We start from the raw sequence: 23,482 nt of genomic DNA, 5'->3' as shown, positions 1-23,482 counted from the left end.
GGTGTTTTTATATTACGCGATGCACGAGCTTCACTACTCCCCATCTGAACTCCTGGAATTATACGAATCACCAAGACCGTTCAAAGCATTCCTTTTCGGACTCATCAGCTACAAGCTAGACATGCTAGAAAAAGAAGCAAAGAAAGGAGGTAAATAATTGGCGAAACTTACAGCACGATTTGAATTAGAAGACCGGGTGTCGAAGAAGTTATTACGCATTCAAAAACGATTTCAAACGTTTGAGAAGCAGCTCAAACCATTTAGAAAACCAGTGAAAATAAGTCTGGAAATGGATGAAAAGAAATTAAGAAACCTCACTTTATCACTGCGGAAAGTTTCAGTATTTTCTATGAGGCTGGATCAAGGAATCTATCGGGATCTAAAAGCATTGAACAATCAGTTAAATATGATTCCAAATCATCTGGTCATATCCTTTCAAGCGAAGGGGCTGAATGTCATTAAATCCAACATAGATCGTTTGAAACAAATGGGGACAAGTCCCATTATGCTGACGTTTAAACTGAACGATCAATTGTCAGGTAAAATATCATCAATCAAAAAATCAATCCTTCAGCTCATCAACAGAACGTACTATATGAGATTAAACATGGTTGACCAAGCCACCGCAGCAATTCAACGAATCAAAAAGACACTCAAAAGCTTGACAATGTCCAAACACGAAATCAGAGTGTCAGTTCAAGACAATGCAAAAAGTAAGCTGAAAAAACGAGATCAGGCAGAGTCTGTTGTGAAAGAAAAAACCATAAAAAAAGAGCCTGAGACTGCTAGTCCGTCAGTTAAAACGGATGAACCTAAACAGAGTTGGCTCCAAAACTTTGCCAATAAAGGATTAAATGAAATTCAAAAATATGCAGGTGACGTTGCAGACAAAGTGAAGGAAAAATTGAGTCCTAGAAAGTTTTGGGATGAAAAAGCACTTCCTTGGGTTGAAAATAAAATAGAAGAGTACAAACAAGATGTGATCGGAAGAATTAAAGAGAAGATTAAATTTAATCCTGAAGAAAAACTAGATCAATGGGTGAAGACTGGATTAGATCGCCTCTTTGGTACAAGTGATCCATCAAGTGAAAACAATAGTACCACTCCGGCACCAACAACAGCTCCGACAACTGCACCAACATCAACACCATCTAATTCGGCTCCTAAAACGCAGCCTAAGCCGCGAGGTGGAAAAGGTTTGTTTCGCAGTAGTTGTTGCCCTTGTTGTGCAAGAGGTATAAGCAGCCGAGGATCTACTAAAGCGAAAAATGGCCGTTCACCGAGACGATCAACAAATCCAAATGCCACATCAAGAACCGAAATGAATAGAAGGCCTCCAAGTAAATTAGGGAAACTGAAATCAAATGCAGGTAAATTATTTGGAAAAATCCCTAGTGGTCTAAAGAAAGGTGCGGGTATCGCAGCTTCAGTTGGCGGACTTACGGGTCTAATGAAAGGTGGCAAGGGGTTAAGTGGACTAGGAGATGCGGTGAAAAATATCGGTAAAGGGAGCGGTAAATTATTAAAGAAAGTACCTATTCTAGGTGGTTTACTTAGCGCAACAAATTTAATCGGTATGAAAAAAGAGAATGCTGGTGAAAAGATCGGTACGACTGGAGGCGGTATTGCCGGCGGAATGGCAGGTGCAGCAGCAGGTGCAGCTATTGGAAGCGTAGTTCCAGGAGTAGGTACAGCCATCGGTGGTCTAGTAGGCGGCATCGCTGGAAGTATGGGCGGCGAATCTATCGGTGAAACGATCGGAAAATGGTTTGATGGCGGCGGATTTGAAAAGATTGGTCAAAAAGCCATTGAAATCAAAGACCAAATTGTTGAAGTTTGGTCAACAGTTGCGACTTGGTTCACAGAAAATGTCTGGACACCATTAAGCAGTACGGTTGTCACAGTAGCATCATCCATCTGGTCAAATCTAGTCAATGCCTGGACATGGATCCAAGAAACATTCAGTACAGTTGCAGGCTGGTTTATCGAAAACGTCTGGACACCGTTAAGCGGTACAGTCGTTACGGTAGCCACGACCATCTGGTCAAGCCTAGTCAACGCCTGGACATGGATCCAAGAAACATTCAGTACAGTCGCAGGCTGGTTTATCGAGAACGTCTGGACGCCGTTAAGCGGTACAGTCGTTACAGTAGCCACGACCATTTGGTCAAGTCTAGTCAATGCATGGACATGGATTCAAGAAACGTTCAGTGCAGTCGCAGGCTGGTTTATCGAGAACGTCTGGACGCCACTAAGCAGCACAGTTGTTACAGTCGCTACAGGAATTTGGACAGCATTATCAAATGCATGGAAAAAGATACAATCAATCTTTGGAGTTGTATCGACATGGTTTATGGAAAATGTGTGGAATCCACTTGTAGATACGGTAGGAACCATTAAAGACAGTTTCGGTAAAAAGTTTGAAGAAGCGTATAAAGTCGTGACAGATATATGGGATGGATTATCCAAATGGTTTGAGGACAACATTCAAAAGCCAATTGTAAAAGTAGCAGAAGCTATTGGTGATGGGTTTTCTAAAGCGTTTGGCTGGGTCAAAAAGATTTTTGATAAGGCTGGCGGTGGGGTTGATTTTGTATTGAAACATGTCTTTGGAGGTGCTGATAATAACGCCACAGGCGGTTATATCACCCAGCCAACCTTATCATGGGTCGGTGAAGCAGGTAACGAATTTGTTATTCCAACTCAAAATAACCGAGGACGCGGAAAGATGCTTCTTGCACAGGCCGCTTCTCAACTTGGAATGTCTGTTGTACCGAGCGGAGCGGCAGGAACTCAAGTGTCAAGCTCCCCAGCTCCTACAACTCCATCATCTTCTGTAGGTTCAATGAGCGGAGGCGGATCAGTCTCATTGAATGCGAACATTCAAGCCTCTAGCATTGGCGAGCAATTTAATAGCGATTTTGAACAAGGATTAAATCGTAAAGTCATCTCTCTTGATCAATGGAAACAAAAGAATATTCAGCAGCCTTTTGGTCAATTGACATCAGACTCAGGAAAGTATGGTCAGCAAACGGTTTCTGCCTTTGCAAATGGCCAGCAGATGACACCAACAGGAACAGATAGCTTTTTACAAAGTCGTGTAAAAGCACCCTACCAACAAGTCATGACAGCATCACCCACTTGGGGTTCTGGAACGGTTAGTGGTTTTGCAGCAGGTCAAAATGCTACATCAATTGGCACGAGCCAATACGTAGATCAAAACATTAAACAACCATTCCTGCAAGCGAAACAAGAATCACCAGGCTGGGGTTCAGGAATGATTGACGCCTTTAACAGCGGCATGCGTTCCAAAGGAAGCGAAGTTACTCAAGCGGCCAAAGAAATGGCGAAGAAAGTAGAACAGGCGTTTAGAGAGGAATTAGACATTCATTCCCCTTCACGCGTCATGATGAGTCTTGGGAAATTTGCGTCAATCGGTGTTGTCAAAGGGCTTGACTCAGTTGATGTGAAAAAATTTGCTGAAAATCAGGCTGGTTCATTAATCGGTGCCTTCAGCGGTATGGGAGCTTCAGGTCTTAGTGTTCAGCAATGGCTCATGGCAGCTCTCATGGCAACTGGCACATCTATGAGCTGGCTACCTGGTTTGATGACCATCGCGCAGCATGAATCAAATGGAAACCCGAGAGCGATCAACTTATGGGATTCCAACGCCAAAAAGGGAACACCTTCTAAAGGCTTAATGCAAACCATTGGACCGACTTTTAATTCCAATAAAGGCAAAGGCATGAATGACATTTGGAACCCAATTCATAATGCCGTAGCAGCCATTAACTACATTAAGGGAAGATATGGAACAGTCTTCAACACGCCGGGATTGCGAAGTATGAGAAGAGGCGGCCCTTATAAAGGCTATGCAAATGGCGGATTGATTACTCAAGAGCAGGTTGCTAGAGTCGGTGAAGGAAATAAACGCGAATGGATTATTCCTGAGGAAAGAGGCATTCGCGGAAGGTATTTATTGACGCAGGCAGCTAAAGCACTTGGGATGCAAGTATATGATCCATCAAATGCATCTGCTCCTTTACCAGAAGCACAGATGCAGCAAGTTACCTCAGTTCAGTCTACTGGCAGTACAACATCGCCAGGTAATAAACAAATCACGATTCAATTCAATGGAGATCAGCATTTCCATAATGGACAAGATCAGCAATCGCTAGTCGAAAAAATTAAACAAATGCTTGTAGATGAACTAGAAGTAGAGATTCATACAGGAACGAAGGGGGTCGTAATTGATGGGTAAATCAGTGTATCAATTGTGGATTTCCCAAGGAAAGGACAAGTTGCGATTCCCTGTCCTTCCATCCGAACTCGAAATCACAAATAACGTACAAAATGAAACGGTAAAGGTCGCCTCTTTTGGAGAACTGACCTTTATTGACGTACCATCGGCTAAACAAGTATCATTCACCTCATTATTTCCTAAGAAATATTCGCCGATTGCTGAATATAAAAACATTCCATCACCAGAGAATGCGATCGCGAAAATTGAACGAATGATGCGTTCAAAGAAATCTGTTCGGTTGATTGTAACTGGAACAAAAATCAATATGACGTGCAGCATTGAAAGCTTCACCCACAAGGAAGGGGCATATGATATTGGAGATCGTGAATTTACGATCGAGTTAAAGGAATATAAAACCGCATCGCCTAGGAAAATCAAACGAAAGAAAAAAGCAAAACAAACGAAAAAGAAGCGGCCTTCAAAAACACCACCAAAAATGTACACCGTCAAAAAAGGGGATACGCTATGGGCCATTTCTGGCAGGTTTTATGGCGACAGTACAAAATGGCGGCGTATTTGGAATGCCAATAAATTAGCGATGATTAAACGTAGCAGACGCAATATTAAGCAGCCGGGGCATTGGATTTTCCCTGGACAAAGGTTAAAAATACCACAATAGGGGGGCTGGCATTGATCGAGCTTTTTGCCATCAGAAGCGGCACCATGTATGAGCTTGTCACAGAGAGTGTGACACTTCAGGGGCAAAGGTATCAAGCCCCTCGCTCAATTCAGGCAAATATTATCACAAAGCAAGGCAGTCAAACATATTACCGTGTCTCGGAAGGGGACACGGTTCTTTTTAAATGGAAAGGAAAAGAGCTGTTTAGAGGCATTGTTTTTTCCCGTACACCTGTTGAAGGGAAGATGACCTTTACCGCATACGATATGCTCCAATATTTGGTGAAAAACCAAGATGTCTATGTTTTTTCAAATCAAAGAGCAGATCAAATCTTAAGGCGGATTGGAGCTGACTTTCAAATTCCAATGACCTCCATCTCCAATACAGGACATGTCATAAAATCACTAGTGTTTAAAAATGATACAAGCTTGTATGACATGATATTGAAAGCATTGAAAGAAACGAAGCGGCAAACAGGAAGAAACTATCAAATCTATTCTGCTAAAGGCAAGATGGGACTGAGAGCCTGGCCTGATCCAGAGGACGTCTGGGTCATTGAATCAGGCGTCAATCTCATTAGCTATCAATACAGCACCTCGATCGAAGAGACAGCCACTCGTGTCAAGATGCGTACGTCAGCTGATGAACAGGGGAAGAATAAGAAAAAAGGCAGTAAATCCGAGATTGTGGTGATTGAACAGGATAAAGCCGGTCAGAATAAATACGGTATTTTACAGCATGTTGAGACAGTCACTGGGCAAATCAACCAGCCGCAGCTGCAAAAGAGAGCCAAAGTACGGCTGGCAGAGAAAAAAGGCGTCAAACAAGAAGTCAAAAGTATACAAGCCCTAGGAATTCCTGAGCTGCAAAGCGGTCTCCCAATCTATTTGAAAATTCCTGAAATCAACGTAAAAAAAACTTACTGGATCGATCAAGACAAACATGAATTCAGTGGGGTGAAACACACCATGACCATTGATGTTGTTGAGAAAAATTCCATGCCAAAGGGTGATCAAGCGTGAGATTAAGTGAAGCGATTAAACGATTAGCAGTAAATGCAGTAGACGCAGAATCGCCAATTGATCTTGTTATCGGAGAAGTCACGGCAGTTTCCCCTCTGAGCATCCGATTAAATGAAAATCATAAGCTGATCATTCCAGAAGAATTACTGATTTGGCCGAAGCGCTTAAATAAGGGTGAGGATGATGAGCTGAAAAGGGGAGACAGTATTATGGTGCTTGCAATGGCAGGAGGCCAGTCCTTTTACATCATCGACAAATTGTAAGGGAGGTGATGAACGTGGCACTTTCACCAGAGGAAGAAATCGAGGAAATAGAAGAAGATGAAGAGGTCGAAACCTCAACGACGTATCGAATAGATTTTGAAACTGGCAGACTGACAGGCGAAACCATTTCAGGTATTGAGGCAATCCGGCAATTTATTTATATGACACTTAGGACAGAGCGGTATGCACATCCTATCTACAGCCACGACATTGGCACTGAAATTCAGGAGCTGTTGACGGATACAGAAGCTACGGATGAATACAAAGAAATGGAGATTCCAAGGCTGCTAGAGGAAGCACTGCTCGTTGACGAACGGATTGATCATATTGAAGAGTTAGAGGTCACAAAACAAAATGACTCGTTTCATGTCAAACTAGCGATTGTCACAGATGAGGGCACATTAGAAATAGAGGAGGTGATGGAGGGCGATGTTTGAGGAACAGACGTACGAAGCATTAATGGAAAGAATGCTGGATAGACTGCCAGATGATATAGATAAAAGAGAAAACAGCGTCATTTGGAATGCCTTGGCACCTGCTGCCGCTGAACTGGCCCAGTCCTATATTTGGCTTGATCAAGTGTTTGAGCTGGTCTTTGCAGACACAGCACAAGGAGAGTTTCTAGATCGGCGGGCTGCTGAAGTAGGGATCGAAAGAAAACCAGCCACTAAAGCGGTTTGGTCAGCGGTCATTCAGCCAAACAATATCAACATTCCAGCTGGCTCACGTTTTTTTATTGAAGACGTTTATTTCCAGTATTCGAAGGATGGTACGCTAGAATGCGAGACACCTGGTAAAGCCGGCAATGTTCAATTAACAGATCAGCCGCTGCTGTCACTTGATACAATTCCAGGACTTGAATCGATTAAGATGAAAGAACTGGTGATACCAGGTCAAGAGGAGGAAGATGACGCTTCTTTATATGATCGATATTTAATACGTGCGAGGCGGGAGGCTGTCAGTGCCAACAGGGCGCATTATAAAAAATGGGCTGAGGAAGTGCCCGGTGTTGGCAGAGCGAAAGTGTTCCCGCTTTGGAACGGAGAAGGGACAGTCAAAATTGTCATCACAGATGGCAATCTAGATGTTGCATCAGACCTTCTTGTCAAAAGAGTACAGGAATATATCGACCCAGTGCCAGGTGAAGGAGAAGGACAAGCGCCTATAGGCTCGAAAGCAACCGTTGAAAGCGCCAAATGGCTGGATATCGACATAGAAGTGGCTGTCGAACTTCAAATGGACTGGACCCTTGAAGGCGCTCAGAAAGAAATAGAAGAAAAGGTCAAGACACTGTTGAAATCAATCGCATTTGAAAAGAGTACCATTCGAATGTCCGCCTTAAATGATATTCTGTACCATTCAGAAAGTGTGTCAGATTATGCAGATGTGTTATTGAATGGAGAGTCGAAAAACTTAGTATTACAGGACATTGAGATTCCGCGTCTTAGGCAGGTGAAGGTTATTGAGCAAACAGGATGAAATGAAAAACTACCTGCCGCCATATTTTACAGAGATTTATGAAGTTGATCACCTGCTCAAGACAGAGGCACCGGAATTTGAGGGATTGGACGAATCTATTTTCGACTTAACGGATCAGTTCTTTCCTCTAACAGCGACATGGGGATTGAATAGATGGGAAAGAATGCTGAAGGTGCAGCGGGAATCAGATGATTCAATTGAACTGCGCAGGGCACGCTTACTCAATATGATGTCAAATATTCCCCCAATCACGTACCTTTCATTAGAAAAATCAGTCAATCGCTTTCTCAAGAATCCAAGTGCTGTCATCCGTCTCACAACCAATCGCTATCACTTCGCTTTACGTGTGAACCTAGATGATTTGCAAAACACGAGATATATTGTAGAAATACTTGAAACGTTAAAACCCGCACACTTGGCTTATACGTTCACGGCTTTTCATCATACTGATGTACAAGAAAAAAATGATCATCACGGGAGGCTCACACTGCGCAGCAGAGTGGGTTTTTTCGATCATATCCCAATTTTACTCAATGGTGAATTTGTCTTAAATGGTACGTTTTATCTCAGCGGAACAAGAGGGACAACGGATGTGCCTGCTCGTTTTCGGCACTCATTAAACATGAGAATGCCGCTTCAACATCAGTCAGAAACAGCATATCGCATGAACTATGTCATGAATGGAGCGGTACATGAAACGAAGCAAAAAGAGGCACTGACTTTACGCACAAAAAATCAGCTCCAGCATCAAACAAAGAAGAAGATGACGTTCCGTCTGCCAGTACATGTCCAAACTGAGCAGGGTGGAAGCTTACTGATCAAGGATCATTACTGGATTCTCGATGGATCTGTTCCGCTGGACGGATCAAAAATGCTAGCAGCAACTTCTAAAAAAATAGATTTATAAGGAGGATCACAATGGCTGATCAATTAACTGTAACAACACTGTATGCACGTCAACAAATGGCAAAGGCAAGAGCCGAAGGAACAAAACTTACAAAAGTCGTCAAAATGGCCTTTGGAAATGGGGGAACGAAGGATGGAAAACCGATCTCACTAGACGGCACTGAACAAAAACTCAAAAAAGAACTAGTTCAAAAAAATATTGATTCGTTTACTTTTATGGAACCAGCAAAAATCCGCTACACCTGCACGATCGCGGAAGGAGAACTGGCAGGAGAAGTGATCAACGAACTAGCACTTGTCGACGAAGACGGTAAATTCACCGCCATCCGCACCATGACAGACAAACAAAAAGATGGCGACATCGAATTTGTTTTTGAGATTGATGATATTTATTAATGGAGGGATTTAAATGGAAATAAATTCACCGAAAACATTTGAAACTAGTGACAAAGCTCATGCTGATTTATTCAATGAAATGGTTCAAACCTTGCTTGAAAACGACAATGGACTGTTAGAACTGCTTACAAGTCACACTCAGGATATGAACTTCCATGCATCGGATGAAGAAAAGAAAAAATGGAATGACTCGCAAATCTATAAAATAACTGCAGATAATGGTATGCAGCTTATCAATGTCTCAGCAGACTCAAAAATATTTGATGCAATTAAGGATAAAGGAACATGTACATTTTACGCAGCTCCTGGAGTTGAAGATTCTCCATCATCGTCAAATATATCACTAAGAGGTATGCAAATAGTAGGCCAAAATAACATAGGGGCAGGCTTTGCGGTAGATATAGCAGGGAAGGCATACAGCTTTTATTACAATCATGGGCATACGACTATTACTTGGACACCTCTTCCGAGTATAAACGATTTAAATAAATGGAATGAAGGGCAACTATCTAAGATTACTGCGGATAATGGAGGGGTGATTCTATCTGTTTCTGATGGTGAAGATTTACTTGAAAAGGTAGTTTCTTTAGGTCCAAGGCATGGAACATTTTATGTTACAGGTAAAGCATTAAACAGCCCAACAACAAGATCGTGTCGTGGTATGTATCATTTTACTTCTCAAGATAGTAATGGAAAAGGTACATTTGGATGGGTCATAGCAATAGATTATAACAATTACATGTATACAAACTATCTCGATTTAAATTTGGGGTGGCAAGGCTGGAAACGTGTTTTAACAAAGGAGGATATGGATAATACTTCTTTTGTTGATACGTATGATCTCGATAATTCTTCTGTATCAGCCGTTGAAAACGTTCCAACAAAACTGAATTTTGGTGATACAAGATCAGACGATCTAGGAGAGTATAATCGTTCGCGCGCTGAAATTACACTGAAAAACAATGGTCTGTATTTAATTAGGCTTTATCTTAATAGCAATAACATTCCTGTTGGATCAGATAGCATTTTGTCATGTTATGTGAATGGTACAGAATTTCAACGATTAGGTAACTGGAATCCTGTGGTCTCATCAAGTGTATGTGTATTATACCTTCAACAAAAGTTTAAAGCAGGAGACAAATTAACATTTTATATTACACCCAAAAACACTGGGAAAACCATTACGGTAAATAGAGCTTATGTTACCTTGTCACAGCTAAGATAGGATTATTTGAAATTTGAAAAAGAAAGTGTGTGAACAAATCGGAGGTAGCTGTCGTCCAAAATTTAGTGACACAAGGCCTATTTGCCGTTCACTTTTGCTGGATTCTGTTTTATGTGCATAATACAACAAAGGAACGAGAACATAAGTTCAATGCATAACATCCTCTAAATAATAATAGTTTTTTGAAAGGAGAAAAAGATCATAAAAACACCTCAACCTTTTAGTACGAGCGATAAGGCTCATGCAGATCTCTTTAACAATCTAGTGAAGATTTTGATTGAAAATGACCAGGAACTATTAGAACAATTCAATCTTCATACAGGAGATACAAACCCTCACGTCTCTGATTCAGAAAAGAAGAAATGGAATGAATCACAGCTATATAAACTGACAAATGATACCGGGTCCCATTTGATCAATATCCCTGCCGGCGGCAGTATTTATGAAGGAATTAAAGCGCTAGGTGCCTGCTCATTCTATGCCCCAGGAGGTTCTGGAGTAGTTGATTCTCCTGCTATTGGGAACGCTGCATTAAGAGGCTTCCAGCTTGTAGGCCAAAACAATATTGGTGTAGGAATCGCAATTGACACATTAGGCAATGCATTTTATTTTTCCTATTATGTAAAAGACATTGGAATCAACTGGGTGCAGATGTCGACTCAAAATGAAAAAAATAAATGGGATGCAGGACAATTGTCTAAAATCACTGCTGATGATGGAAAAGCTTTTGAAAGAATTAATGCAGATGATCCTAGCATTTTAGATAAGCTGATAAAATTGCCAGGAGTTCACTCATGGTACATCCATGAAGCACATCCAGATCTTCCGACAAGAAGTTCCATGAGGGCTTTGTCTGTTTTTAGTGAAAATACCTACGGCTGGGTCATCGGTGCAAACAATACAGGAGATGTCTATATTAACCGTTCAACAACTGATGTAACAGGTACCCAACAAGAGTGGAGCGGTTGGAAACGTCTCAATGACCATAACCTATTAAACTCAAAGGGATTAAGACTTTCAATGCCAATAGGTACTGATATTTTAACGCTGCCATCCGGATTTTACTTTGCTGTTGGATCTAATGTTTTAAATATGCCTGTCGATAATGATTCTTCTTGGTTTAATATCGATATTTTAGAAACTGTAAATGGTAGAAAGAGCATTCATGTCATCAGAAGTTTCGACAACACTCATTGGTTCGGGACTGTTCATACTGATGGTGTCTTTAAAGAGTGGAAAAAATTAGTAACTGATGCTGATTTTGAAAATGTCAAGTGGCTAAATGTTACCTTAGGCAGCGGTTCTTCTATTGGAGATAGACCAGTTGAATATACTAGATGGGGAAATTTATTATTGTTGAGAGGTCACCTAAAAGCAAATAGAGAAGTTATCTGTGGAAGTATTCCAAGTACGGACTTACCAGATAAAGGCCTAGTAGTATCAGTTCCCGTATCAGGTACAACCGGTCATAGTAAATTACTTATATATAAGACAGGAGAGCTAAAGCTAACTGGTTTACTGGCAGCGAATGAAAGTGCAGTAACTGGCTACTATTTAGACACAGTCGTCCCATTAAATTAAGGAAGTGATAGTATGATACAAGTTTATGAGTACAATCATCAAAATGAATTGGTCAGACCTATAATAGTGTTTGAGAGGGATGATGAAGGAAATTATATCATTCCAGATCAATGCACAACAATTGCTCCACCCAATAATCCCTCTTTTTATAAAGCAGCTTTTGATGTGGAAAAACAACAATGGTATGAATCAGCGACACAGGAGTATATAGATAGCTTAAAACCAGCCCCTCTCCCGCCAAGTGATATAGAACTTTTAAAGAAACAAAATGCTTTATTATCTAAACAATTAACGCAGCTATTGGCTATGCAGACAGGGGGGACTTCAGAATGATGTTTCCAACTGTAGCAGATATCAAACAATTTTGGGACTGGCAATGTTACGGCCCAGAGGACATTGCATTTTATGTAAGCATCGGCTGGATCTCGGCAGACGACTATCAAGACATAACAGGAGACAAATACGAAGCCTAATGGCTTTATTTTTTTGTCGGAAAGAAGGTGATTCCAATGGAAGTAGATGTTGTTCAAAACTTAATGACCCAAGGCCCATTTGCCGTTCTCTTTTGCTGGATTCTGTTCTATGTTCTCAACACCACAAAGGAACGAGAAAACAAACTCAATGAGCAAATCGAGGCGCAAAATGATGTGCTAGCCAAGTTTAGTGAAAAGTATGACGTCGTGATCGACAAACTCGACAAAATAGAACGAAATTTAAAATAGGAGGAAAACTCATGAAAACATTCGACAAAGGCACTGTGATTCGCACAGTGCTTCTTTTTATTGCTCTGATCAATCAAACGCTTGTCATGGTTGGACAGACGGTGCTGCCGATTAGTGAGGAGCAAGTACAAACCGCAGGTGAAGCACTTTATGTGGCAGGTTCTACGATTTTTACTATGGTCACAGCGGTTATCGCTTGGTTTAAAAACAATTATGTGACCTACAAAGGCCAATTACAAAAAGATGCTCTGAAACAAAGAGGGCTAACAAAATAATACTTGAAGGAGAAACAACATGGTAAAAATCATTCAAGCATTGATTCCAAAACAACATCGCAACAGACCAGGAAACACGATGAAGCCGCTCTATATTACAGTGCATAATACATCTAACAGTGCAAAAGGTGCTAATGCGGCCAGTCATGCAGCATTTGTTGCACGTTCAAGTACCGGGGTGAGCTGGCATTACACCGTTGATGATCAGGTGATTTATCAGCATTTACCGTTAAACGAAAACGGCTGGCACGCAGGGGATGGCAGAGGCACCGGCAATATGAAATCAATTGGAATTGAAATTTGTGAAAATGCAGACGGCAGCTTTGAACAAGCAGTTGAAAATGCCCAATGGCTCATTCGAAAGCTGATGGGAGATTTCGGAATTCCTTTATCAAATGTAGTGCCTCATAAACATTGGAGCGGGAAAGAGTGTCCAAGGAAACTTCTTGGACGATGGGATCAGTTTAAAGCTGGAATAGCCACAGCACATACCGGCAGCAAAAGCACAAGAAAACCAGTTCAGACAGAAAGCTTGAGCCACAAAGCACCCGTTTCCAAACAGAAATCGTCAAATCTGCCATCAGGCATTTTAAAAGTCACCAAGCCCTTAACAAAAGGCCCTCAAGTCACTGCCGTGCAAAAAGCCTTATCATCCCTCTATTATTACCCAGACAAAGGGGCAAAAAACAACGGGATTGACGGCTATTATGGACCGAAAACGGCGAATGCGGTCAAGCGGTTCCAGCTCATGAACGGCTTAGCTGCAGACGGAATTTACGGACCGAAGACGAAGAACAAAATCGAACAACTACAGAAGAAGTGATGATCTATAAAAAAAGCTATCAGCAAGTGAGGAAATGCTTCCTTGCTGATAGCTAACTAAAATTGACTTCATTTGTGATATAATCGGCCAAATCCCTATCATGAGAGGAGAGAAAATGAAAAAAGAACTGTTCCAGATCATCATGCTGTCAGTGCTGCTCATCTATTTCATTTATCACGGAATGACGAGCGATTTCCCTGTGTCCTACACAATCATTCTCATCCTAACTTATCTTTCTGTGATTACATACCGCATCATAAAGTTATGAAGAAAAAACAAAAAACAAACAGAACTGTAACAGATATGTACATAAAAAAACCATCCTTGATTTTTCAAGAATGGTTTTTCGTATGGAGCATAGCGGGATCGAACCGCTGACCTCTACGCTGCCAGCGTAGCGCTCTCCCAGCTGAGCTAATGCCCCGAAGTATGACGACATAATTTATTATAATCAATCGTCCTCTGAAATTCAAGCTGTAAAACGTAAACACATCGTCTATTTTTCTTTCTGTTCAATCGGAATATAGTCAAAAATTTCACCAGAATGAACAGAATGGGCTAATCGTCTCAGCCAGTCATAATAGGCTTTTGAGCTTTCAAGCTGCTCAATGAGCTGCTGCGCTTCTTCTTTTACATGTTCCTCCAGCTGATCATCACGCGACACCTCTTGAAGCCGCTCTTGTGCTTCTTCAATTGCCGCTAAATTGACCTCGACCTCACGTTCCCATTTTTGTGGAAAGAAGTTCGTGAAAAACTTAAAAAAGTCTTTTTCCGCAACAAAGCTGTGTTTTCTTCGGCCCCGGTGAAACGTCTTTTTGACAATATTCATGTCTTGCAGCTTTTTCACACCCGTGCTCATACTCGGCTTACTCATTTGCAGCTCTTCACGCATTTCATCCAGTGTCATTTCCTCATTTAAATACATCGTTCCATATAGAATACCTGCACTTCTTGTAATGCCGTAGAGATCCATCGTTTCAGCTATGGAATCAATGACTAGATCTTTAGCAGCTAAAATACGATCTTCTGCTTGCGGTTTTTCCTGCTTTTTCATTTTGTCCCTGCTTTCTATTAAGAAAATTCAATCCGTTCAAAAAAATCTTTATGGACTATATGTTAACGAAAGAATACAAAATGTCAAAATAAATGAAGCATATCTCCCTTTGACAGAAAAATTTGAACATGATAAGTTAATTATGTTCAAAATGTTAAATTTTTATTTAACAAACTTACCAAAGAGAATCAGAGGAGGTTCCTTCTATGAGTCAAACGCTATTTATAGACGGACAATGGGTTGGCGCTAAAAGTAGCGACACACGGGATATCATCAATCCGTTCAATCAAGAAGTGATCGCGACAGTCAGCGAAGGATCTAGAAATGACGCGCAGCTAGCCATTAAAGCAGCGAGAAAAGCCTTCGATCAAGGGGACTGGGCAAACCTGCCTGGACTTGAAAGAGGAAATATTGTGTTTAAGATAGCTGAATTGATTAGACGTGATCTTGATGAACTAGCCAAATTGGAATCGCTTGATACAGGCAAAACATTAGAGGAAAGCAAGGCAGATATGGACGATATTGCGAACGTGTTCCAATATTACGCAGGTCTGGCTGATAAAGATGGCGGGGAAATCATTGCATCGCCAATTCCAAACTCGAAAAGTGAATTAGTTAGAGAGCCTGTCGGTGTATGCGGACAAATCACTCCTTGGAACTATCCATTGCTTCAAGCAAGCTGGAAAATCGCTCCTGCACTTGCGGCGGGAAATACAATCGTTCTAAAGCCAAGTGAAATCACACCACTCACCACAATAAAAATATTTAAACTCATGGAAGAAGCGGGCGTTCCAGCAGGCGTTGCAAACCTAGTGCTTGGACCTGGGGCAACCGTTGGTGATGAGCTTGCTGTAAATGATCAAGTAGATCTGATTTCATTTACAGGCGGTATTGAAACAGGAAAGAAAATTATGCAGGGAGCCAGCGGGAATGTGAAAAAAATAGCCCTTGAGCTTGGCGGAAAGAATCCAAATATTGTGTTTCAAGATGCTGATTTAGACGTAGCGGTTGACCAGGCAATGAATGCTGTATTTTTCCATGCAGGGCAAGTGTGTTCAGCAGGTTCACGTTTGCTGGTGGAAGAATCTATTCATGATGAATTTTTAGAAGAACTGGTGAAGCGTACGAAAAAAATCAAGCTAGGCAACGGCTTTGATGAAGACACCCAGAGCGGGCCGCTCATCTCAGCTGAGCATCGAGAAAAAGTAGAAAAATACGTCAGCATCGGTTTAGAAGAAGGCGCTAAGTTAGAGACAGGCGGAAAAAGACCTGACGCAGAGGAGCTGCAAAATGGGTTCTTCTACTTGCCGACCATATTCTCAGGCTGCACGTCAGATATGCGGATTGTGCAGGAAGAAGTCTTTGGACCTGTCCTGACAGTCGAAACCTTCCGTACAGAGGAAGAAGTCATCAAGCTGGCAAATGATACGATTTATGGATTAGCAGGAGCTGTGTGGTCTTCTAATATCAGCAAGGCCGAAAGAGTGGCTCGACAATTAAGATTGGGCACGGTTTGGATCAATGACTTCCATCCTTATTTTGCTCAAGCACCTTGGGGTGGCTACAAGCAATCAGGCATTGGGCGCGAATTAGGACGCACGGGACTTGAAGAATATACCGAGCTGAAGCATTTATATCGAAATACAAAACCTGAAGCAGTTCATTGGTTTAAATAAAAATTACGCATTTGGAGGAGATTCTATATGACACTAAATATGAAAATTGAAAGCATGCAGAAATTCCATACATTTGAAATTCCGACTGTCATCAAACATGGCATTGGTGCAGTGAAACATGTTGGGGAAGAAGTAAAAGCATACGGCGTTTCAAAAGTATTGCTTGTAACAGACCCTGGTATTTATCAAGCCGGCGTGGTGGACCCAGTAATTGCTTCATTAAAAGAAGCACAAATCGATGTCGTTCTATTTGATAAAGTAGAGCCAAATCCGCCAGTCCGTCTAGTGAACGAAGGATCTGCTTTATATGAAAAAGAAGGCTGTAATGGATTAGTCGCAGTAGGCGGCGGCAGTTCAATGGATACAGCAAAGGCAATCGGAGTAGAGGCGACTCATGAAGGCTCAGTCCTTGATTACGAAGCGGCAGAGGGAAAAAAACCGCTAGAAAACAGAATCCCTCCTTTAACCACTATTCCGACAACAGCTGGTACAGGTTCAGAGGTAACGCAGTGGGCGGTCATTACTGATGAAGAAAGAGAATTCAAATTCAATACTGGTGGACCTCTCATTGCAGCTCATCTAACAGTAATTGATCCAGAGCTTCATGTATCCATGCCGCCTCATGTGACAGCAATGACTGGAATTGACGCGCTTGCTCACGCGATTGAATGCTATACGATGAAATTTGCTCAGCCGATTACAGATGCGGTAGCGCTCATGGCAATTGAATATGCTGCTCATTATATTCGCCGTGCCTTTGCTGATGGCGAGGACTTAGAAGCCAGATATGGAATGGCACAAGCTGCGATGCTTGCCGGGCTTTCTTATGGAAGTGAATCAGCTGGAGCTGCACATGCGATGAGTCAAACACTCGGAGGTATTATTCCTGTAGCGCACGGTCAGTGTGTTGCAGCGATGATGGGACCAGTGATGGAGTATAACTGGAAAGGGTATCCGGAAAAATTCGCTCGAATTGCGCAAGCGTTTGGGATTGATACAAGCAGAATGACAACAGAGGAAGCAGCCAAAGCAGCTGTGAACTGGATGTATGATTTAGTGGAGGATTTAGAAGTTCCTTCATTAGAAGAACAAGGTGTATCAAAAGATATGATTGATCGTTTATCTAAAGAAGCGATGAAAGATCCGCAAACAGTTGGAAACCCAAGAGATTTAAACGAAAAAGCGTACAAATGGATTTATGCTCGCTGCTTTGAGTTAACACCTAAAACGGTGTAACAATGAAAAAAGGCTCCCAAAAGGGAGTCTTTTTTATGTCTATAGTTGTTCTTTAATTTCTTTGATTTGATGAATATGGCGTTTTTCGTGTGCACCGATAAAATCAAGGTATTGCTTAAGGGATAGCTCTTTAAACACAGGGTGTGCAATGACACGTTTGAAATCTTCCTCAGTAAATGTTGATAAAATTTGATTGAGCTGCTCACGTGCAGTATCGAGCTCATCCTTTAAATGTGTAGGTGTGACATGCTTGCGCTCAGGCGCAACAATACTAGGCGCAGTGGCTTTTTTCGAACGGTCCTCTGCCATTTCTACCGGCTTTGGTTCATATTCTTTAATTGGTGCTTTTTTACCCTCAGCAGCTAGATGTTTTGCTGCAACTAGGTCCATTTTCTTTAAATGATCTGCTACCTCTTGAATACTCCAAGTATCATCAGATAATTTTTGGTTCAATTGTTCTTCGCTCAAACCTTGCAGCTCGTGCCACAATTCTTGTCTTGCTTCATGTAATAAACTCATTTTCTTCATCACCTCAAGATCAAATTTTAACATAATGGTACATGACAATCATTCTTGAGCTATCCGAAAATCCCTTTGAAGAATTGTGATGAAATATGAAACCTTTACAAAAGTGGTTCGTATTACCTGTTAGAAGGAATACATTGGAGGTGGGTGAGGTCTAAATGAAACAAAAGATGTTCATTTCATGAAGAAAGGATGAGGAAGATGGATGTGTTCGGGCTGCCTCTTCAGACGCTGTATTTATACATATTAATGATATCAGGAATCCTGACACTTGTTTTCGTCTTTTTCGGCGATGTATTTGATGGATTATTTGAAGCGATCCCTGTTCCATTCCTTCAACCAACATTGATCCTCGCATTTCTTACCTTTTTCTCGGCTGGAGGGTTTATCTCTGAAAAAACGGCAATTGTAGGAAGTGGACTTGGCGCAGTATTATCTGCCATCCTCGCAGTGATCCTTGTGACCTGTTTGAATGTATTTGTATTAGTCCCGCTTTCCTCTGCTGAAGAATCCCTCTCTTATACGGAGGCCGATTTAAAAGGAAGAACTGGGGAGATCATTGTATCTGTTCCAAAAGACGGATTTGGAGAAGTGCTGTTAATCAGTAATAGCGGGAAAATCTCAAAGCCAGCTGTCAGTTTCGATCAAGAGGAGATTCCATATGGAACCCGTGTGCTAGTTGTCGAAGTGAACAAAGGCGTCTTATCTGTTATACCAAATGAAGAAATCTAGGAGGGAATGCTATGCCAGGAACAACGATTTTAGTGATCATTGGAATTGTGCTTGTGATTCTTATTGCACTTATTGGTGTATTTGTTTCTAAATACCGGACAGCAGGTCCAGATGAAGCATTAATCGTCACAGGAAGTTACCTAGGAAGTAAAAATGTCCACGTGGATGAAGGTGGAAACAAGATTAAGATTGTGAGAGGCGGCGGTACCTTTGTACTTCCAGTCTTTCAACAAGCAGAGCCGCTCAGCTTACTATCTAGCAAGCTAGACGTTTCAACACCTGAAGTCTATACCGAACAAGGTGTACCGGTCATGGCGGATGGAACAGCCATCATTAAAATTGGCGGATCGATTGAAGAAATCGCGACTGCTGCAGAGCAATTTTTAGGGAAAACAAAAGAAGACCGCGAAAACGAAGCAAGAGAAGTATTAGAAGGCCATCTTCGTTCCATCTTAGGATCAATGACAGTTGAAGAGATTTATAAAAATAGAGAGAAATTCTCTCAAGAAGTACAACGTGTCGCTTCTCAAGATTTAGCGAAAATGGGTCTTGTCATTGTATCGTTTACGATCAAAGATGTTCGTGATAAAAATGGCTATTTAGAATCTCTAGGTAAACCAAGAATTGCCCAAGTAAAACGCGATGCAGATATTGCAACAGCTGAAGCAGATAAAGAAACACGTATCAAACGTGCCGAAGCAGATAAAGATGCGAAGAAATCTGAGCTTGAGCGTGCTACTGAAATCGCTGAAGCAGAAAAGATCAATGAGCTGAAAAGAGCAGAATTCAGACGTGAACAGGATACGGCAAAAGCAAGTGCTGACCAAGCGTACGATCTAGAAACAGCTCGTAACCGACAGCACGTAACTGAACAAGAAATGCAAGTCAAAATCATTGAGCGTCAGAAACAAATTGAATTAGAAGAAAAAGAGATTCAGCGTCGTGAACGTCAATACGATTCTGAAGTGAAAAAGAAAGCAGATGCGGACCGTTATGCTGTTGAGCAGTCGGCTGCCGCGGAAAAAGCGAAACGCCTCGCTGAAGCAGATGCGAAGAAATACAGCATTGAAGCAATGGCCAAAGCAGAAGCTGAGAAAGTCCGTATTGACGGGCTTGCCAAAGCGGAAGCGGATCGTGCAAAAGGGGAAACAGAAGCGGAAGTCATTAGACTAAAAGGACTTGCAGAAGCCGAAGCGAAAGAGAAAATCGCTGAAGCATTCGAACAGTATGGTCAAGCAGCAATCCTTGATATGATTGTGAAAATGCTACCTGAATATGCGAAGCAAGTATCTGCGCCACTTTCTAACATTGATAAAATTACTGTTGTGGATACGGGCGGTAACGGGGAAGGCAGCGGTGCTAATAAAGTCACTGGCTATGCCACAAACCTCATGTCCAGTCTGCAAGAAAGCCTGAAAGCATCCTCTGGAATAGATGTGAAAGAAATTATTGAGAACTTTTCTGGCAAAGGCAATGTGAAGCAAAGCATTCAAGAGCTGACAAACGAGATCAAACAACCAAGAAAAAGCGAAAAAGCGAATCATCAAATAGAAGAATAAAATCAATAGACACCTTTCATCAGAAGGTGTCTATTTGGCATGCGCCCGATATGGATTCTTTTTTACATATGAAGAAAGATTCACGAGAATACCAGCCGATATCATCATAAACATTAAGGAGGAGCCGCCATAGCTAATAAAGGGAAGAGGTATGCCTGTAATGGGGAGAAGCCCGAAGACAGCTCCTAGATTAAATGCTGCTTGGAGCATGATTTGAAACGTGAGCCCGATCGTTAACAGTTTTCCAAATGGGTCGTGTAAAGCTTGCACAATTCGCATGGCTCGATACATGATGAGGAGATATGCACCAATCACAAGCAAAATCCCCATGATTCCCAGTTCTTCACTGATGATGGCCATGATAAAATCCGTATGGGCTTCAGGAAGAAAGCCCAGTTTTTGAATGCTTCCGCCTAAGCCATTTCCCGTCAGCCCGCTTGAATTCATCGCGAAATACGAATGAATCAGCTGATATCCATCCCCATTTTCATACTGAAAAGGATTACGAAAAGAAGTCAGCCGTTTTAAACGGTAAGGAGCTGTCACAGCAAAAAAAGTGATTCCCGCTGCGGCAGTCCATCCCAGCAAAATAAGATGGCGCATTTTCAGTCCAGCGCATAATAAAATAATGCCGCAGCTTAATAAAATAGACACAGCTGTGCCTAAATCCGGCTGCTTTAAGATCAATAAAAAAACAATCCCTAAAAGAATGAGTGGCGGCATTACACCTTTTTTAAAAGATGTAATGTACGCTTGTTTTTTCGCATACACATAGGCAAAATAGATCACCATCACTAGTTTCACAGCTTCTGAAGGCTGGAGCATGAGAGAACCTAGATGAATCCACCGCTGTGAATTATTTTTGACAACACCAATTCCAGGAAGCAGGACAAGGATGAGACATAGCAATGACAGTAAGACAAGCCACTTCATCCATTTGCGATAAATCTGATAAGGGAGAAGAGCGGCAATGAAGAAAAAGAATCCCCCCATCACGAGCCATTGCCATTGTTTGATAAAGAAATAGCTGCCCTGTTCATACTTCACTTCTCCTAAAGGATAACTTGCACTGTAGACCATCAGTAAACCAAATAAGCAGAGAAACACAATCGTACCAACAAGAATGCGGTCGATTCTTTTGAGATGGGATAAAAGGAATGGCATCATCTTCAACCCCAATTGCGACCAAACATATAGGATGATGATCTAAGATTGACACTAAACACGAGACCAATGGCGATCATGTTGGTCAATAGCGCACTGCCTCCATAGCTGATAAAAGGAAGTGCAAGTCCCGTCACAGGCATTAAACCGATTGTCATCCCTACGTTTTGGAAAACTTGAAACATGATCAGCCCAACGACACCTGCACATATGTATAATCCATAGAGTGTATTAGCGTGCATAGCCACGTGAATGATTCGGTAAATCATCATTAAGTACAGACACATCAAAAGAGAGGCGCCAATAAAACCAAACTCCTCACCAATGACGGCAAATATAAAATCCGTATGGGCTTCAGGGATATTGCCACCTTGTACTTGTTGCCCCTTTGTAAAACCGCTTCCTGATAATTGACCTGATCCAATGCCGAGTATCGATTGTTTCAGCTGATACCCGTATGTTGAATCAAATTCATCAGGAGAGAGCCACCCATAAATGCGATCAAGCTGATGAGGCTTAATGATTTTCGTAAAATGCTCAAAATGATGATTGTGCAGATAGATCAAAAAGGCAAGAAGTGCAAGAAAAGCAGCCATTAATGCAGCCGTCATCTTGCTCGAAATCCCTGATACAAGCATCAGTGTAAAGGCAATGGATAAGATCACGAGCGCTGTTCCTAAATCAGGCTGAATTAAGATGAGGAAAAAAGGGACGATCGTCCAGCAAATGACTTTAGTTGTAGGAATGATGCTTTCTTGAAAAGAAAATCGCTGATGCTTGTATTGGTTCAAGACAGCCGCAAGCAGCAGGATCACAAAAATTTTCATGAACTCTGATGGCTGAATTTTGATTGAACCGAAGCTGATCCACCTTTGGGAACCATTTTGACTCGTTCCGAAAAAATGCACAAGAATAATGAGAAAAATACCACCTGCAAATAACCGAAAAGATAAACGCTCAAGCAGCTCATAATCAAAGTAGGCAACTGCTACCATGAGACCGAAACCGACGATATACCAGAAAATTTGCCTTTTGACGAAATAAAGCATATCTTGCGTTTCATACTGTCCCGATCCGCTATAAACAGCTAGTAGGCTGATGACAAATAAACAAATAACAGTGAGTAAAAGTGCGAAGTCAATGCTGTACTGTTTTTTCATGGCTTCTTTTCCTGCTATGCCCTATTTGTCAGTTGGTTTAATATGACTTGCACCGCGGCAGCGTCATCAATATAGCCGATCGGAAAAATATAATCTGGTATTAAATCAACAGGCATAATGAAATAAAGGAGTGCGCCTCCCATCAGCATCAATTCTCGAGGAGTCCCCCGTCCATTGATGAATAAACTGTACATGTTTTTCAACTGCTCAAGAAATGGTCCGACGCCGCTTAGCGTCTTCATCTTTTTTTCAAACTTTGCCGTAATCGTTTCTTTTCCTTCAGCTGTTTGGCTGTAGACTTCGTATTCGTTTAACTTTTGTTCCAATTTGGTCTGACTAAACGTACCGTCGTAGAACTCTTGATCTTTTAGGGTTTTTTCAATCTCTTCTACCGCTTGAATGAACGTATCACCGTGCGCCTTTTCGTTTTTAATTGGATACCCTGAAGCAGTCAATAGTTGATCTAATGATATGTTCAGAGATTCTGAAAGCCGCTGCAGATGATTCAAAGTGGGTTTTCTTTTTCCATTCATGATTCTGGACAGTGTCGCTTTATCGATTCCTGTGTATGTGCTGAGCTCTCTTAAAGATAAAGAGCGTTGCTGCAATTTTCCCTTTAAAATTTGCCCAAGCTCTGTTGTCTTAATATCCATTTTCTACACCGTCCTTTTCATTATGTATCAACTCTTCTATAGAAGAAGTTGTCCCCAATATAAAGGCGTGTTGACAAAATGTCAACGGATATCCTTTATTGATTGAATT

At 41.6% G+C, this 23,482-nt stretch carries 27 protein-coding genes and 1 tRNA gene; 22 read left to right on the top strand and 6 right to left on the bottom strand.

Annotated features, from left to right (window positions below):
• The first annotated feature begins 19 nt into the window (after positions 1-19).
• From NSS76_RS14655 to NSS76_RS14570, 18 genes are all read left to right on the top strand, one after another.
• A complete protein-coding gene (locus NSS76_RS14655; protein ID WP_095357030.1) occupies positions 20-157 on the top strand; it encodes a hypothetical protein in 138 nt (45 codons plus the stop codon).
• Entirely contained in the window at positions 158-4,261 is a 4,104-nt protein-coding gene (locus NSS76_RS14650; protein ID WP_341082408.1) for a transglycosylase SLT domain-containing protein, read from the top strand.
• Complete coding sequence (locus NSS76_RS14645) at positions 4,254-4,922, top strand: LysM peptidoglycan-binding domain-containing protein (protein ID WP_206534369.1); 669 nt, start codon at positions 4,254-4,256, stop codon at positions 4,920-4,922. Before NSS76_RS14650 ends, NSS76_RS14645 begins: the two co-directional genes overlap by 8 nt.
• A gap of 11 nt (positions 4,923-4,933) precedes the next feature.
• Positions 4,934-5,944 carry an XkdQ/YqbQ family protein gene (locus NSS76_RS14640; RefSeq protein WP_024423254.1) on the top strand — a complete coding sequence of 337 codons (1,011 nt, stop codon included), beginning with the start codon at positions 4,934-4,936 and terminating at the stop codon, positions 5,942-5,944.
• Positions 5,941-6,207 carry a DUF2577 family protein gene (locus tag NSS76_RS14635; protein WP_024423253.1) on the top strand — a complete coding sequence of 89 codons (267 nt, stop codon included), beginning with the start codon at positions 5,941-5,943 and terminating at the stop codon, positions 6,205-6,207. Before NSS76_RS14640 ends, NSS76_RS14635 begins: the two co-directional genes overlap by 4 nt.
• 14 nt (positions 6,208-6,221) lie before the next feature.
• Positions 6,222-6,644 (top strand): DUF2634 domain-containing protein, encoded by a 423-nt coding sequence (locus NSS76_RS14630; RefSeq protein WP_024423252.1) that lies wholly within the window; start codon positions 6,222-6,224, stop codon positions 6,642-6,644.
• Positions 6,637-7,686 carry a baseplate J/gp47 family protein gene (locus tag NSS76_RS14625; protein WP_025094224.1) on the top strand — a complete coding sequence of 350 codons (1,050 nt, stop codon included), beginning with the start codon at positions 6,637-6,639 and terminating at the stop codon, positions 7,684-7,686. Before NSS76_RS14630 ends, NSS76_RS14625 begins: the two co-directional genes overlap by 8 nt.
• Positions 7,670-8,593: a YmfQ family protein gene (locus tag NSS76_RS14620; protein ID WP_122632086.1), complete on the top strand. Its 924-nt coding sequence runs from the start codon at positions 7,670-7,672 to the stop codon at positions 8,591-8,593. The genes NSS76_RS14625 and NSS76_RS14620 overlap by 17 nt, the downstream gene beginning before the upstream one ends.
• An 11-nt stretch (positions 8,594-8,604) precedes the next feature.
• Entirely contained in the window at positions 8,605-8,988 is a 384-nt protein-coding gene (locus tag NSS76_RS14615) for a phage tail-collar fiber domain-containing protein (RefSeq protein WP_024423249.1), read from the top strand.
• A 13-nt stretch (positions 8,989-9,001) separates the two neighbouring features.
• Positions 9,002-10,213 carry a hypothetical protein gene (locus tag NSS76_RS14610; RefSeq protein WP_044332549.1) on the top strand — a complete coding sequence of 404 codons (1,212 nt, stop codon included), beginning with the start codon at positions 9,002-9,004 and terminating at the stop codon, positions 10,211-10,213.
• 29 nt (positions 10,214-10,242) lie between these two features.
• Entirely contained in the window at positions 10,243-10,371 is a 129-nt protein-coding gene (locus NSS76_RS14605) for a BhlA/UviB family holin-like peptide (protein WP_080780804.1), read from the top strand.
• A gap of 106 nt (positions 10,372-10,477) precedes the next feature.
• Positions 10,478-11,794 (top strand): hypothetical protein, encoded by a 1,317-nt coding sequence (locus NSS76_RS14600; protein WP_341082407.1) that lies wholly within the window; start codon positions 10,478-10,480, stop codon positions 11,792-11,794.
• A 12-nt stretch (positions 11,795-11,806) separates the two neighbouring features.
• Positions 11,807-12,127, top strand: coding sequence for a hypothetical protein (locus NSS76_RS14595; RefSeq protein ID WP_133744657.1), 321 nt, complete (start codon positions 11,807-11,809; stop codon positions 12,125-12,127).
• Positions 12,124-12,267: an XkdX family protein gene (locus NSS76_RS14590; protein WP_034624530.1), complete on the top strand. Its 144-nt coding sequence runs from the start codon at positions 12,124-12,126 to the stop codon at positions 12,265-12,267. Before NSS76_RS14595 ends, NSS76_RS14590 begins: the two co-directional genes overlap by 4 nt.
• Before the next feature lie 36 nt (positions 12,268-12,303).
• A complete protein-coding gene (locus NSS76_RS14585) occupies positions 12,304-12,516 on the top strand; it encodes a BhlA/UviB family holin-like peptide (RefSeq protein WP_017367922.1) in 213 nt (70 codons plus the stop codon).
• Positions 12,517-12,527: 11 nt separating this feature from the next.
• The gene (locus NSS76_RS14580) at positions 12,528-12,791 is read left to right on the top strand and encodes a phage holin (RefSeq protein WP_044332564.1); all 264 of its coding nucleotides are present in this window, start codon (positions 12,528-12,530) and stop codon (positions 12,789-12,791) included.
• 19 nt (positions 12,792-12,810) lie between these two features.
• A complete protein-coding gene (locus tag NSS76_RS14575; RefSeq protein ID WP_122632081.1) occupies positions 12,811-13,614 on the top strand; it encodes a peptidoglycan recognition protein family protein in 804 nt (267 codons plus the stop codon).
• A gap of 115 nt (positions 13,615-13,729) precedes the next feature.
• Positions 13,730-13,882 carry a hypothetical protein gene (locus NSS76_RS14570; RefSeq protein ID WP_200891443.1) on the top strand — a complete coding sequence of 51 codons (153 nt, stop codon included), beginning with the start codon at positions 13,730-13,732 and terminating at the stop codon, positions 13,880-13,882.
• Positions 13,883-13,965: 83 nt separating this feature from the next.
• Here the strand turns inward: NSS76_RS14570 and NSS76_RS14565 are convergent.
• Both NSS76_RS14565 and cudC read right to left on the bottom strand, forming a co-directional pair.
• A tRNA-Ala gene (locus NSS76_RS14565) sits at positions 13,966-14,038 on the bottom strand.
• Between the two features lie 72 nt (positions 14,039-14,110).
• Complete coding sequence (gene cudC, locus NSS76_RS14560) at positions 14,111-14,668, bottom strand: choline uptake/conversion transcriptional regulator CudC (protein ID WP_024425886.1); 558 nt, start codon at positions 14,666-14,668, stop codon at positions 14,111-14,113.
• 206 nt (positions 14,669-14,874) lie between these two features.
• Between cudC and betB the strand changes: the two genes are divergently transcribed.
• Entirely contained in the window at positions 14,875-16,344 is a 1,470-nt protein-coding gene (betB, locus tag NSS76_RS14555; RefSeq protein ID WP_197202645.1) for a betaine-aldehyde dehydrogenase, read from the top strand.
• A 27-nt stretch (positions 16,345-16,371) separates the two neighbouring features.
• On the top strand, positions 16,372-17,580 hold the full coding sequence (locus tag NSS76_RS14550; RefSeq protein WP_025094230.1) for an iron-containing alcohol dehydrogenase: 1,209 nt from the start codon (positions 16,372-16,374) through the stop codon (positions 17,578-17,580).
• Between the two features lie 39 nt (positions 17,581-17,619).
• Here NSS76_RS14550 and NSS76_RS14545 read toward each other — a convergent pair whose 3' ends face one another.
• The gene (locus tag NSS76_RS14545; protein ID WP_041085250.1) at positions 17,620-18,099 is read right to left on the bottom strand and encodes a DinB family protein; all 480 of its coding nucleotides are present in this window, start codon (positions 18,097-18,099) and stop codon (positions 17,620-17,622) included.
• Positions 18,100-18,306: 207 nt separating this feature from the next.
• Here NSS76_RS14545 and NSS76_RS14540 point away from each other — a divergent pair, with 207 nt between their 5' ends.
• Complete coding sequence (locus NSS76_RS14540; protein WP_034284306.1) at positions 18,307-18,837, top strand: hypothetical protein; 531 nt, start codon at positions 18,307-18,309, stop codon at positions 18,835-18,837.
• A gap of 11 nt (positions 18,838-18,848) precedes the next feature.
• A complete protein-coding gene (locus tag NSS76_RS14535) occupies positions 18,849-20,396 on the top strand; it encodes a flotillin family protein (RefSeq protein ID WP_024425881.1) in 1,548 nt (515 codons plus the stop codon).
• 30 nt (positions 20,397-20,426) lie between these two features.
• Here the strand turns inward: NSS76_RS14535 and ftsW are convergent, their stop codons facing one another.
• Genes ftsW through NSS76_RS14520 form a run of 3 tightly spaced genes read right to left on the bottom strand, consistent with a single transcriptional unit; the run spans position 20,427 to position 23,373 of the window.
• Positions 20,427-21,560, bottom strand: a complete 1,134-nt coding sequence (gene ftsW / locus NSS76_RS14530; protein ID WP_445662184.1) for a putative lipid II flippase FtsW — start codon at positions 21,558-21,560, stop codon at positions 20,427-20,429.
• A gap of 5 nt (positions 21,561-21,565) precedes the next feature.
• Entirely contained in the window at positions 21,566-22,720 is a 1,155-nt protein-coding gene (gene rodA, locus NSS76_RS14525) for a rod shape-determining protein RodA (RefSeq protein WP_044332584.1), read from the bottom strand.
• 14 nt (positions 22,721-22,734) lie between these two features.
• On the bottom strand, positions 22,735-23,373 hold the full coding sequence (locus tag NSS76_RS14520) for a DUF1232 domain-containing protein (protein WP_044332585.1): 639 nt from the start codon (positions 23,371-23,373) through the stop codon (positions 22,735-22,737).
• Positions 23,374-23,482 lie beyond the last annotated feature (109 nt).

This window comes from Bacillus sp. FSL R5-0654 (genome assembly GCF_038008745.1).
Lineage (GTDB): Bacteria > Bacillota > Bacilli > Bacillales > Bacillaceae > Bacillus > Bacillus safensis.
Note: the sequence above shows the minus strand (reverse complement) of the source record. Positions and strands in the feature narration are given on the sequence as shown.

Excerpts from the sequence above, each read along its gene's own strand:
- NSS76_RS14655 (WP_095357030.1), top strand. The coding sequence starts at position 20 with ATGCACGAGCTTCACTACTCCCCATCTGAACTCCTGGAATTATACGAA.
- NSS76_RS14570 (WP_200891443.1), top strand. The coding sequence starts at position 13,730 with ATGAAAAAAGAACTGTTCCAGATCATCATGCTGTCAGTGCTGCTCATC.
- NSS76_RS14550 (WP_025094230.1), top strand. The coding sequence starts at position 16,372 with ATGACACTAAATATGAAAATTGAAAGCATGCAGAAATTCCATACATTT.
- NSS76_RS14545 (WP_041085250.1), bottom strand. The coding sequence starts at position 18,099 with ATGAGTTTATTACATGAAGCAAGACAAGAATTGTGGCACGAGCTGCAA.
- NSS76_RS14615 (WP_024423249.1), top strand. The coding sequence starts at position 8,605 with ATGGCTGATCAATTAACTGTAACAACACTGTATGCACGTCAACAAATG.
- cudC (WP_024425886.1), bottom strand. The coding sequence starts at position 14,668 with ATGAAAAAGCAGGAAAAACCGCAAGCAGAAGATCGTATTTTAGCTGCT.
- ftsW (WP_445662184.1), bottom strand. The coding sequence starts at position 21,560 with ATGCCATTCCTTTTATCCCATCTCAAAAGAATCGACCGCATTCTTGTT.
- NSS76_RS14540 (WP_034284306.1), top strand. The coding sequence starts at position 18,307 with ATGGATGTGTTCGGGCTGCCTCTTCAGACGCTGTATTTATACATATTA.
- NSS76_RS14595 (WP_133744657.1), top strand. The coding sequence starts at position 11,807 with ATGATACAAGTTTATGAGTACAATCATCAAAATGAATTGGTCAGACCT.
- NSS76_RS14580 (WP_044332564.1), top strand. The coding sequence starts at position 12,528 with ATGAAAACATTCGACAAAGGCACTGTGATTCGCACAGTGCTTCTTTTT.
- NSS76_RS14520 (WP_044332585.1), bottom strand. The coding sequence starts at position 23,373 with ATGGATATTAAGACAACAGAGCTTGGGCAAATTTTAAAGGGAAAATTG.
- NSS76_RS14590 (WP_034624530.1), top strand. The coding sequence starts at position 12,124 with ATGATGTTTCCAACTGTAGCAGATATCAAACAATTTTGGGACTGGCAA.
- betB (WP_197202645.1), top strand. The coding sequence starts at position 14,875 with ATGAGTCAAACGCTATTTATAGACGGACAATGGGTTGGCGCTAAAAGT.
- NSS76_RS14610 (WP_044332549.1), top strand. The coding sequence starts at position 9,002 with ATGGAAATAAATTCACCGAAAACATTTGAAACTAGTGACAAAGCTCAT.
- NSS76_RS14625 (WP_025094224.1), top strand. The coding sequence starts at position 6,637 with ATGTTTGAGGAACAGACGTACGAAGCATTAATGGAAAGAATGCTGGAT.
- rodA (WP_044332584.1), bottom strand. The coding sequence starts at position 22,720 with ATGAAAAAACAGTACAGCATTGACTTCGCACTTTTACTCACTGTTATT.
- NSS76_RS14585 (WP_017367922.1), top strand. The coding sequence starts at position 12,304 with ATGGAAGTAGATGTTGTTCAAAACTTAATGACCCAAGGCCCATTTGCC.
- NSS76_RS14575 (WP_122632081.1), top strand. The coding sequence starts at position 12,811 with ATGGTAAAAATCATTCAAGCATTGATTCCAAAACAACATCGCAACAGA.
- NSS76_RS14645 (WP_206534369.1), top strand. The coding sequence starts at position 4,254 with ATGGGTAAATCAGTGTATCAATTGTGGATTTCCCAAGGAAAGGACAAG.
- NSS76_RS14535 (WP_024425881.1), top strand. The coding sequence starts at position 18,849 with ATGCCAGGAACAACGATTTTAGTGATCATTGGAATTGTGCTTGTGATT.